Annotated in this window: 1 protein-coding gene and 1 pseudogene; one reads left to right on the forward strand and one right to left on the reverse strand. The window is 37.0% G+C overall.

The features are described 5' to 3' along the window. Positions 1-127: pseudogene (locus AC1DTM_RS30315) on the forward strand (aldo/keto reductase); the annotation flags it as partial. 48 nt (positions 128-175) lie between these two features. Here AC1DTM_RS30315 and AC1DTM_RS30320 read toward each other — a convergent pair. Further along, positions 176-673: DJ-1/PfpI family protein (locus AC1DTM_RS30320; RefSeq protein ID WP_477001686.1), on the reverse strand; the 498-nt coding region annotated here is incomplete at its 5' end.

Genomic DNA, 673 nt, shown 5'->3' on the forward strand with positions numbered 1-673 from the left:
CTCCCATCCAGCAGTATCGGTCGCAATTCCTGGCGCAAAAACAGAAACACAAGCGAAAGAAAATGCAGATGCAACTACCCGTCCGATCCTTACAGATGAGGAATTAGCGTATATTCAGTCAATATAAAACAAGACCAGCAGTTGGATTTTTCCAACTGCTGGTCTTGTTTTACTTTTAATATTGTAAATCAATATCATATTCCATTCTCTTCGCTGTTTCTTCAGCAACCCGAGCACCTAACAAATTTTTCACAATATGAAATGACATATTAATTCCGGCTGAAATTCCACCAGACGTAATAATATGCCCCTCATCTACAAACTTTACATTTTCTAATACTTCAATATTCGGAAAATCATTTCTAAAACTTTCAATACTTGCCCAATGTGTTGTCGCTTTGAAGCCATCGAGTAATCCAGCTTTCGCAAGTAAAAGCGCACCGGTACAAACAGAAGTCATTAACTTTACTTCTTTCATTTGCTCGCGAATCCAATTTGTTATTATTTCATTTTTCATTTCGTTTTCTCTAACACCTAACCCACCAGGAATAATTAAAATATCAACTGGAGGCAAGTTTTCGATACTATAGTCCGGTTGTACCTTTAATCCATTTCTCGCTGTAATCATTTCTCCATCTTGACTAACAGTATGAACTGTAAATGGTTGACCTTC

Source organism: Bacillus sp. P4_D3 (assembly GCF_056401855.1).